The organism is Williamsia sp., assembly GCF_036566845.1.
GTDB lineage: Bacteria > Actinomycetota > Actinomycetes > Mycobacteriales > Mycobacteriaceae > Williamsia.
Map to the genome: position 1 here is coordinate 22810 of NZ_DATCVM010000128.1, position 8994 is coordinate 31803.

10 protein-coding genes are annotated in these 8994 nt (G+C 64.7%); 6 read left to right on the plus strand and 4 right to left on the minus strand.

Translation table 11 applies throughout. The annotated features are described in order from the left end of the window. The first annotated feature begins 71 nt into the window (after positions 1 to 71). Positions 72 to 569 (plus strand): hypothetical protein, encoded by a 498-nt coding sequence (locus tag VIQ49_RS11880; protein WP_331884737.1) that lies wholly within the window; start codon positions 72 to 74, stop codon positions 567 to 569. A 6-nt stretch (positions 570 to 575) separates the two neighbouring features. On the opposite strand, the gene VIQ49_RS11885 is transcribed toward VIQ49_RS11880, so the two are convergent. Next, positions 576 to 935, minus strand: a complete 360-nt coding sequence (locus tag VIQ49_RS11885) for an Rv2640c family ArsR-like transcriptional regulator (protein ID WP_331884739.1) — start codon at positions 933 to 935, stop codon at positions 576 to 578. Positions 936 to 1118: 183 nt separating this feature from the next. Here VIQ49_RS11885 and VIQ49_RS11890 point away from each other — a divergent pair, with 183 nt between their 5' ends. Genes VIQ49_RS11890 through VIQ49_RS11905 form a run of 4 tightly spaced genes read left to right on the plus strand, consistent with a single transcriptional unit; the run spans position 1119 to position 3445 of the window. After that, entirely contained in the window at positions 1119 to 1742 is a 624-nt protein-coding gene (locus VIQ49_RS11890) for a biotin transporter BioY (RefSeq protein ID WP_331884755.1), read from the plus strand. Further along, on the plus strand, positions 1742 to 2422 hold the full coding sequence (locus tag VIQ49_RS11895) for an ABC transporter ATP-binding protein (RefSeq protein ID WP_331884741.1): 681 nt from the start codon (positions 1742 to 1744) through the stop codon (positions 2420 to 2422). The genes VIQ49_RS11890 and VIQ49_RS11895 overlap by 1 nt, the downstream gene beginning before the upstream one ends. Continuing rightward, positions 2419 to 3027 (plus strand): energy-coupling factor transporter transmembrane protein EcfT, encoded by a 609-nt coding sequence (locus VIQ49_RS11900; RefSeq protein ID WP_331884743.1) that lies wholly within the window; start codon positions 2419 to 2421, stop codon positions 3025 to 3027. Before VIQ49_RS11895 ends, VIQ49_RS11900 begins: the two co-directional genes overlap by 4 nt. Further along, entirely contained in the window at positions 3020 to 3445 is a 426-nt protein-coding gene (locus tag VIQ49_RS11905; protein ID WP_331884745.1) for a DNA alkylation repair protein, read from the plus strand. The genes VIQ49_RS11900 and VIQ49_RS11905 overlap by 8 nt, the downstream gene beginning before the upstream one ends. 7 nt (positions 3446 to 3452) lie before the next feature. Here VIQ49_RS11905 and VIQ49_RS11910 read toward each other — a convergent pair whose 3' ends face one another. Beyond that, positions 3453 to 3962: an alpha/beta hydrolase gene (locus VIQ49_RS11910; protein ID WP_331884747.1), complete on the minus strand. Its 510-nt coding sequence runs from the start codon at positions 3960 to 3962 to the stop codon at positions 3453 to 3455. A 77-nt stretch (positions 3963 to 4039) separates the two neighbouring features. Between VIQ49_RS11910 and VIQ49_RS11915 the strand changes: the two genes are divergently transcribed. Further along, positions 4040 to 4435 (plus strand): VOC family protein, encoded by a 396-nt coding sequence (locus VIQ49_RS11915; protein WP_331884749.1) that lies wholly within the window; start codon positions 4040 to 4042, stop codon positions 4433 to 4435. A 128-nt stretch (positions 4436 to 4563) separates the two neighbouring features. Here VIQ49_RS11915 and VIQ49_RS11920 read toward each other — a convergent pair whose 3' ends face one another. Both VIQ49_RS11920 and VIQ49_RS11925 read right to left on the minus strand, forming a co-directional pair. Continuing rightward, the gene (locus tag VIQ49_RS11920) at positions 4564 to 6114 is read right to left on the minus strand and encodes an acyl-CoA carboxylase subunit beta (RefSeq protein WP_331884751.1); all 1551 of its coding nucleotides are present in this window, start codon (positions 6112 to 6114) and stop codon (positions 4564 to 4566) included. Then, the coding region (locus tag VIQ49_RS11925; RefSeq protein WP_331884753.1) for an acyltransferase domain-containing protein at positions 6111 to 8994 on the minus strand (2884 nt) is incomplete at its 5' end. The genes VIQ49_RS11925 and VIQ49_RS11920, both read right to left, overlap by 4 nt.

Genomic DNA, 8994 nt, shown 5'->3' on the forward strand with positions numbered 1-8994 from the left:
GCGCAACGGATCTGCCGCTACCGCGACGATTCGCCGGACCCGGCAGCTGATACCTGACAGACTCAGCAGCGATGCTCAAGCAACTCCCGCTTCCGATCTGGGCGCGTGCGGCGGTCCTCGGGTTCGGGGTCGGGGTGATCGCGATGATCGCCTGGTACTTCATCGCGCCCGACGACATCTCCGGCGACGCATCGACTCTCCACGTCCCGCGCGGCACAGACCTCACCCTCGACATCCCACTGCTCATCTGGCTGACACCACCGGTCTTCGCGCTGTGTGCGGGTCTGGTCGGCTGGGCGATCATCCGGGTTACAGCCACCACAAGCCGCGCCACCCGCAGCGAGCTGTTGAGTGTCGCCGCCGTCGGCGGATGCACCCTGGCCGGCGCCGCGATTCTGTTCACCGTGTGGGTGGTGCCTCACGATGCCAAGCTCATCGAGGGTGACACCGGGCACCTGCCCGAGGTGGGATTCGCCTGGGCGTTCCTGTTCCCCATCGCGGGGTTCGCACTGGGAGTGATGCTCGCCGGGAGCATCCGCCATCCCGACGAGGACAACGCCGACGAGTGATTCACCTCAGCGGCAGCAGTCGGGATCGAGCACACCTCGCAGGGCGTTGAGCGCATCCGGGTGGGCGGCGTGGAAGACGTTCATTCCGCGCCGCACCGACTGCACCATTCCGGCCTTTCGGAGCTGCCCGAGGTGGTGGCTGACCGTCGCCTCCGACAACGTGAGCAGCTCGGCCAGGTCGGAGGTGCACGCCTCGCCACTGTCGGCGGTGAGCAGGATCGACATCATCTTGATCCGGACCGGATCTGCCAGGGCCTTGAGTCGCAGCGCGATCTCCAGGGCATCGTCGTCGGTCAGCGGCGCCGCCGACACCGGGGCACAGCAGATCGGCGAAGCAATGTCGATGACCGGTAGCGCCTTGGGCATATCTCCACACTAGCGACGATTCGTGACTTATGTCTAAATGGTGACGGGGAGCGAAACCGCTATCACGCCGATCCGTAGAATGACCACCGAATCGCAACATCGAAATCGCATCCATTCGGGCTGACGTACCCCGGATGCAGCATCCGGCGTCCCACAGCACGAGGTATCACCGTGACATCAGAATTGACCGCGCCCACCGAGGGTGAGAAGCGGAAGAACGCGGTCGGACTGACCGTCCGCGACCTCGCGCAAGCAGCAGTTTTTGCGGCCCTCATCGCGGCGCTCGGACTTCCCGGGACGATCACGATCGGATCCAGCGGTGTCCCGATCACGTTGCAGACCCTCGGCGTGATGCTCGCCGGCGCCATTCTCGGCTGGCGCAAGGGCGCGCTGGCGGTGCTGATCTTCGCCGCACTGGCGATCTGCGGTCTGCCGATCCTGGCCGGCGGACGGACCGGACTTGTCTCCCTCACCTCCCCCACGGCCGGATTCTTCATCGGCTGGCTGCCCGCGGTCATCGTGATCGGCCTCGGAACCGCCCTGATGATGCCGAAGTACCGGGTCATCCCGGGGTTTGTCATCAACGTCTTCGGCGGGCTCGGGGTCATCTACCTGTTCGGCACCATCGGCCTGATGATCCGCGCCGACATGACCTGGTGGGCCGCACTGAGCACCAACGGCATCTACGTGACCGGCGACCTCGTGAAAGCGGCCGCCACCGCACTCGTCGCCCGGCAGGTTCATCGCGGCTACCCCGGGCTGATCCCCCCGCTGCGCCTGAACGGTCTACGTCTGAAGCGACGGTGATGTCGGGAGTCACCTTCCGAGGCGTAAGCCATGCTTACGCAGATCGAGCAGTACTGCGCGATGTCGACCTCGAACTGACCGAGCAGCGGATCGGGATCGTCGGGTCCAACGGCAGCGGGAAATCGACGCTCGCCAGGATGATCAACGGCCTGATCATCCCCGACAGTGGCACCGTGGAGGTCAACGGTCTCGACACCAAGCGCAAGGTCCGCGCGATCCGCAAAGAAGTCGGATTCGTCTTCACCGACCCCGACCGCCAGATCATCATGCCGACCGTCGGCGAAGACGTGGCGTTGTCGCTCTCGCGAGGGAGGCTGTCCAAGTCCGATGTCGCGGTTCGGGTCGGTGAGGTGCTCGCCCGATTCGGGCTCTCCGGGCATGCCGACCACCCCGCCCAGAAGCTCTCCGGAGGCCAGAAGCAATTGTTGGCCCTGGCGTCGATCCTGGTGACCGAGCCGTCGATCATCGTCGCCGACGAGCCCACCACGCTCCTCGACCTCCGCAACAGCGCGATGATCCGCGGCGTGTTCGCCGGACTGGCGCAACAGCTGATCGTGGTGAGCCATGACCTCGAATTGGTGTCTGATTTCGACCGCGTGATCGTGATCGACGGCGGCGGCGTGGTCGCCGACGGCCCTCCCGGAGAAGCACTTCCGCACTATCGGGCACTGATGGCATGAGCAACGCACTGGGTGTCTACCAACCGGGGAACTCGCCCATCCATCGACTCCCCGCAGGGCTCAAGCTAGTCGCACTGGGTGTTGTGGTGATCGTGATGACCGCGCTCATCACCACCCCGGAGCGATTGCCGTTCGGCATCATCGTTGTGGTCGCAGTGTTCCTGATCGCCCGGCTCCGGATGCGGGTGGTGCTCACATCATTGCGACCGTTGTTCTGGGTTGTGTTGATGATCTTCACTTTTCAGGTCATCTTCGCGAGTTGGGAACGGGCGGTGGTGGTCTGCGGTGTGATGATCCTGTCGGTTGCTCTTGCCATCGTGGTCTCGCTGACGACCCGCACCATGGACATGCTGGCCGCCTTGACCCGCATGTTCTCCCCGCTGCAACGTTTCGGACTTCGCCCCGACCGGATGGCTTTGGTTCTGGCCCTTGCCATTCGGTCGATCCCGCTGATGGTCGAACTCATCACCCAGGTCGATGAGGCCCGTCGTGCCCGAGGCCTGAAGTTCATGCCACATAGACTGGCCGTACCGGTGGTCCTGGGCGCGTTACACCTCGCCGACCACTTCGCCGATGCACTGTCCGCACGGGGGCTCGATGACTGAGACGACCGCGTCCGAGGTGATGGCCGAGCTGGCCGCGCTGGAAGACCCGAAGATGAGAGCCGTGAACGAGCGCCATGGCGACGACCACGGCGTGAACCTCACCAAGCTCCGGGCGGTCGCGAAGCGGCTGAAGAAACAGCAGGACCTCGCCGACGAACTCTGGCAGACCGATGACACCGCCGCCCGGTTACTGGCTCGGCTGATCAGCCGGCCACGCATCTACACCGCGGAGCAACTGGACCGCATGCTCCGTGAGGCGCGCGCCGCCAAGGTGCGCGATTGGCTGGTGAACTACATCGTGAAGAAGAATCCGAACGCCGAAGAGCTCCGTAACAAGTGGTTCGACCCCACACCCACGAACTGCACGTCCCCGTTCGCCCCCACCTGGATCGCCGAAATCGTGCGGCGCCAAGGCTGACACCGGGTCACCGCACGTGAAGTGCGTCCGCTGCAATCACTTCCACCAGGCCGTCGAACTGGTGACCGCCCGAGCGGTGTTCGTGAACCCGCGCCGAGGGCAGCCGCCTCGAGTTCACCGCGAGATGGTCGACCGGCACCACCTCGTCGTCACGACAGTGATGCAACGACAGCACCTGACCCGGCTCGGGCCCGTCGAACGCGTACTCGGCGATGTCCCATCCCTGCGGACTCCAGTCCGGCATTGCCAGCAGCACCGCCCTCGACGGGATCGTCCGCGCTTCTTCTGCGAGCACTCGCAGCAGCACCGAGGCGCCGAACGAATGGGCGATCAGCAGATCCGCCGCGCCCATCGACGCCAGCGCGCGCCGCACCGGGGACGCCCACGCCTCAAATGACATGTCATCGTCGGGAATGTGCGGCATGTCGACCGCGGCGCCGACCGCAACACCGAGACCGCCTGCCAGTTCCCGATCGTCGACGTAGCCACCTGCACCGTGGATGAACCGAAGCCACATGATCAAAGCCTAAGCCAGAACTCGACCGATCGGGTAACCTCGTACGCCGTACTTTGTTTTTCGATTCGGGAGGTCCCTTGAAGATCACGAGCACCGCGCTTTCTCTCAATGTCGATGACGTCAACGCGTCGGCGTCCTTCGCACAGAAGCACTTCGGGTTCACCGAGGTGATGGTTTCCGACGGCTTCATCTCACTGAGCCACCCGGATGCCGGCCTCAACGTGATCTTCCTGCGCACCGGGCTCGCGACCTTCAAGCCCGCGTCCATTGCCGGAGCCGCAGGTCAGGGCCTGCTCATCGCCTTCGTGGTCGATGACATCGATGCCGAGTTCTCACGGATCTCCGCGCAGGGCGCAGAGGTCGTCACACCGCCGGAGACCGAACCGTGGGGCGAACGATACTGCCAATTCGAGGACCCCAACGGAATCGTGTGGCAACTGGTGCAGTGGGTCGACGACCCCGTCGAGAGCTGACTCAGGCCGAATACACACGATCCGACGGCCACATCGCCAAACGAGCCGGAATTACGAAGACGCGCCACATATTTGTGGCGCGTCTTCGTAGAGGTGGCGCGGGTGGGCCGCAGGCGCGATCCAGGACGTCAGATCGGCATCAGGAAGTGCTTGCGAGGTGTCCGCAGAACCTGCTTGTCCTTGAGCTGGGCCAACGCCCGCCGCAGTTCCAGCCGGGTGTTCGCCGGCTCGATGACCGCATCGATGTAGCCGCGTTCGGCCGCCAGGTACGGCGTGGCCATCGCGGTGTTGTAGAAGTCGATGAAGTCCTTGCGGATCTTCGCGGCGTCTTCCGGCGTGGCGTTCTCGGTCTGCTTCCGGGTCAGGACCGCGGCCGCCGACTCGGCACCCATCACCGCGATCTTGGCCGTCGGCCAGGCGAAATTGAGATCGGCACCGAGCTGTTTGCTGCCCATCACCGCATACGCGCCGCCGTAGGCCTTGCGCAGCACCACTGTGATCTTCGGGACGTCGGCCTCGACATAGGCGTAGAGGAAACGGCCCGACCGTCGGATCGTGCCCTTCCGCTCCTCCTCGAGACCCGGCAGGATGCCCGGGGTGTCGACCAAAAAGATCAGCGGGATGTTGTATGCGTTGCAGATTCGCACGAACCGCGCGGCTTTCTCCGACGAATCGGTATCCAGCACACCGGACAACACGCTGGGCTGGTTCGCGACAACACCCACGGACATACCGTCGATCCGAGCGAAACCGGTGACGATGTTGGGCGCGAACAACTCGGCGACCTCATGGAACGCACCGTCGTCGAACACCTTCACGATGATGTCGCGCATGTCGTAGCCGGCGTTGTCGCTGTCGGGCAGGAAGGTGTTGAGCGACAGGTCGCTCTCGGTGACCTCGGGTTCGAGGCCCGGGTTGATGATCGGTGCGCGCTCGTAACAGGTCGACGGCATGTACTCGAGGTACTCACGAACCCAGTCGAACGCGGCCTTCTCGTCGTCGGCCAGGTGATGGATGTTTCCCCAGGCCGCCTGGTTGTACGAACCACCGAGGTCCTCGGGTGAAACATCCTCGCCGGTAACCTGTTTGAGCACATCGGGCCCGGTGACGAACATGTAGCTCTGGTCCTTGACGCCCACCAGGATGTCGGTGTTGGCCGGACTGTACACCGCACCACCGGCGCACTTGCCGAGAATCACGGAGACCTGCGGCGCCATGCCGGACAGCAGGTCGCTGCGGCGGCCCATCTCGGCGTACCAGGCCAGCGAAGTGACCGCGTCCTGGATCCGGGCGCCGGCGGAGTCGTTGATACCGACCATGGGGCAACCGATCTTGGCCGCCCACTCCATGATCGCCGCAACCTTGCGGCCGAACATCTCGCCGACCGTTCCGCCGAAGACCGTCTGGTCGTGCGAAAAGGCCGCCACCGGACGGCCGTTGACCATTCCGTGGCCGGTGACAACACCGTCGCCGTACCCGCTCTCGGCAGCGCCCGGCATCTTGGCCAGCTGACCGATCTCCACAAACGTGCCCGGATCGAACAGCATGTTCAGTCGGTCGCGCGGCGAGCCGATACCCTTTGCCGCCCGCTTTTCGACAGCGCGCTGTCCACCGGGTTCTTTTGCCGCCTCGAGCTTTTCGCGAAGCTCCTTGAGTTTGCCGGCGGTCGTGTCAGTCACTGAAGGTCACTTCCTGCGATCCCATCCAACCGGGTGGTCAGATCGGCACCGATAATTCCAATGTAGGGCTCATCGACAATCGAGAGATGGTCGCCGCCGACGTGGACGATGTCGAGATCGTCGACGACCTCGCCCCACCGGCCGTCTTCGTCGATGTGCGCCCACTGCGGCTCGAGTTCGATTGCACCCTCATGCATCCGGTCGGCGCGGTAGAGCACCACCTTGCCGTCGAATCGAGTCGGTTCGATATTTGAGAGCGCGCGATTGTCGAGGAAACTGGTGCGCTGGTGCTCGATGATGCCGCCGGGGATCTTGGCGTCACTCATCGCCAGCATCTCCATGATGATGCGGAACTGGCCCTCGTCATCGGCTTCCACGAGTCGGTCCATCGGCAGCGGCGCGTCATCGAGACCGTATGTGCGCTTGGCGAAGTCGTAATATCGCTCCAGCCGCGCCCGCTTTGCCTCCGGGGTGTCGGGAACCGGCTCTGACGGTCGAACAACATCGATCAGGCCAACGAACGCCACCTCGTTGCCTTCCTCGACCAACATTTGCGCGCATCCGTAAGCCAGCCCCCCGCCGAGCGACCAGCCGACCAGGGTGTACGGGCCTTCCGGCTGAACCTCTTTGAGCTTCGGGTAGTACTGCCGAACACGCTCTTCGATGCTGCCCTCGACCCGGTCGAAGCCGATCACGGGCACATCCTCGGGCAGCTTCTTGAGCAGTTGCTCGTAGGCCGCAGTCGACCCACCCGCCGGATGGAACACCAGAACCGGCTTGCGCTCGGTCTTCTCGGGCGTCCGCAGGTACCGGACGAATCCGTCGACCAGACCACCTTCGAGGTGTTCACGCACGTAATTCGACATCGTCTCGATGTTCTCGGCGTCGATGACATCCTCGACGTCGAGCTCACCGCCGGCCCGCTCGGACAGACGCGCGGTCAGTTTCTCCGCCATCTCGTCGTCGAGCACCGGCAACGGATTGAAGATGCCGCCGGCAGACTTGCCGGTCACCACGGCCCACACACCAAACGTCAACCGCTCGGCCGCATCGCGCGGCGGCACATCGGCGCCGGCAGCGGCAGCGACGTCGGCCTGACTCTTCAGATTCGCGGGTGCGGCAGTGGCCGCAGCTGCGGGAGCGGCGGCTTCTGCAGGAGCGGCAGGTTCGACCTTCGTCTCCGTGGCGACCTCGACCGGAGCAACCTCTGGTTCCGGCTCGGGCACGATCTCGGCCGGGGTCGCTGCGGGATCGGCGTTGATGAGCTCTGCCAGTGCAGCAGTGTCGATCTCGCCCTGGCCTTCGGCCTGGTCGGCGAGGGCCTGCACCTCCTCGCGATGCTCCACCGCGTAGGTGACGAACTTGACCACATCTTGCAGGTTGGCCTCACGCATGGCCTGCAGCTGCAGCTGCGGGATGTCGAACTCCCACTCGGCACGGTTCTTGATACGCATGGCCATCAGCGAATCGAGCCCGAGTTCGATCAGCGGGATCTCGCGCGGCAGGTCCTCGGCTTCGTAGCCCATGGACTCGGCAACGATGTTGGCCAGCCGATCATCAATGCTCTCACCGGAATTCGGATCCCAGCGGGCACCGATCTCGTCGCTGACCTCCGGCTCGGTGATCACGGTGTCGTCGACGAATCCCGAGTTCTGCGCCGCTTCCGCAGCCGGAGTCAGGACAGGCGCGGCAACGGGCGCCGCGCCGGCCGTCACCACGGCGTCGAGCAGCAACCGGAATGAACTTCCCTCGGCCGCATGCACCTGCACGCCGGCCCCGCCCGGATGCGGCGCCAGCGTGGTGGTCAACGTGCCGGCACCAACCGCCTCGCCGTGAGGCACCAAGGCCGTGATCTGGACATCTGAAAGCACCTGTTCGGCAGCCGCTTTCACCAGCTCGGTCAGATCGGTGGCAGCCGAGGCCGTGACCTGCCAGACGTGACGACCGTCGGGCAGCGCCACATGCGAGCCCGGGATCCGTCCCTCACCGGATCCACCGGAGATCGATGCGGTCAGCCAGTACGGCTTGCGCTCGAACCGGGTCCGCGGGATGGCGGCGAAATCGCCCTGCCCGAACAGTGTTCCAACATCCAGCGGGTGCCCGTGCACGTAGAGCTTCATCATCGCGTTGATCACGCCGTAGCTCTCGTCTTCCTTGCGCCGCAAGGTTTCGATGAGTTCGGCGTCGTGGATACCGGCGCCGAAGGTGACGGCGGCAACCGAGATCAGCACGGCCGGGTTCGGCGACAACTCCACAAATGTGGTGTGCCCGTTCTCGACGGCCTTCGACACGGCCTGGGAGAACCAGACGCTGTGCCGAAGTCCCTTCGTCCAGTACTCGACCGCGTGCACCGGATCACTGCCGGGACGGTAATACTCTTCGCGATCAACCGAGCTGTAGAAGCCGATCTTCGGCCGCAACGGCTCGATACCGGTGAGCTCGTAGGCGAGTTCACCGAGGAGCGGGTCGGTCTGCGACGTGTGGCTGGCACCCTTGGTGGCCAGCTTGCGGCCGAGTTTGCCTTCACTCTCGGCGCGCGCCACGATGGCGTCGACCTGGGGCTCGGGACCGCCGATCACCGTGTGGGTGGGTGCGGCGTACACACAGATCTCGAGATCGGGGTAGTCGACGAGAACACCGGCGATGTCGTCTGCGCTGTACTCCACCAACGCCATCAGCCTGATGTTGTCACCGGTCAGCGTCGCCTCGGCCTCACCCATCAGGCGCGAACGCTGGCAGATGACCCGCACCGCGTCACCGAGGGACAGACCGCCGGTGATGTAGGCGCCTGCGGCCTCACCCATCGAATGCCCAACCACCACACCGGCATCGGCACCGTGGTGGCGAAGCAGCTCGGCCAGGCCGATCTGGATGGTGAAG

Excerpts from the sequence above, each read along its gene's own strand:
- VIQ49_RS11880 (WP_331884737.1), top strand. The coding sequence starts at position 72 with ATGCTCAAGCAACTCCCGCTTCCGATCTGGGCGCGTGCGGCGGTCCTC.
- VIQ49_RS11905 (WP_331884745.1), top strand. The coding sequence starts at position 3,020 with ATGACTGAGACGACCGCGTCCGAGGTGATGGCCGAGCTGGCCGCGCTG.
- VIQ49_RS11885 (WP_331884739.1), bottom strand. The coding sequence starts at position 935 with ATGCCCAAGGCGCTACCGGTCATCGACATTGCTTCGCCGATCTGCTGT.
- VIQ49_RS11910 (WP_331884747.1), bottom strand. The coding sequence starts at position 3,962 with ATGTGGCTTCGGTTCATCCACGGTGCAGGTGGCTACGTCGACGATCGG.
- VIQ49_RS11900 (WP_331884743.1), top strand. The coding sequence starts at position 2,419 with ATGAGCAACGCACTGGGTGTCTACCAACCGGGGAACTCGCCCATCCAT.
- VIQ49_RS11895 (WP_331884741.1), top strand. The coding sequence starts at position 1,742 with ATGTCGGGAGTCACCTTCCGAGGCGTAAGCCATGCTTACGCAGATCGA.